Raw genomic sequence first — 244 nt, 5'->3', positions numbered from 1 at the left:
GTAGAGTGATCACAAGCAGGACATTGATAAAAATAGAGCGTACCGCAAGTTTTGCGATACGCTCTATTTTGTAGCTTCTGGCCGCGTGGGGCTATACCAGTAAACACACCACCAGAATGAATTTGTCCTTCTCTACAGTGGCATCCAACGTGCCGTGATACCGTTCCGCAATTTCCCGCATACCGGGCAGGCCGAATCCATGGGTAGTCTTGTCGGCCTTGGTAGTGGAAAAATCCCGGTTGAT

General features: G+C 49.6%; 1 protein-coding gene. It reads right to left on the bottom strand.

Annotated elements, in window-relative coordinates; translation table 11 throughout:
- Nucleotides 1-91: 91 nt before the first annotated feature.
- Nucleotides 92-244: a GHKL domain-containing protein gene (locus H6B10_RS19090; protein ID WP_204652466.1), complete on the bottom strand. Its 153-nt coding sequence runs from the start codon at nucleotides 242-244 to the stop codon at nucleotides 92-94.

Origin of the sequence: Gemmiger formicilis (assembly GCF_016901605.1) — a bacterium.
GTDB classification, from domain to species: domain Bacteria; phylum Bacillota; class Clostridia; order Oscillospirales; family Ruminococcaceae; genus Gemmiger; species Gemmiger formicilis_B.
The sequence above is the reverse complement of the archived record's forward strand: the minus strand, read 5'-3'. Positions and strand labels throughout refer to the sequence as shown.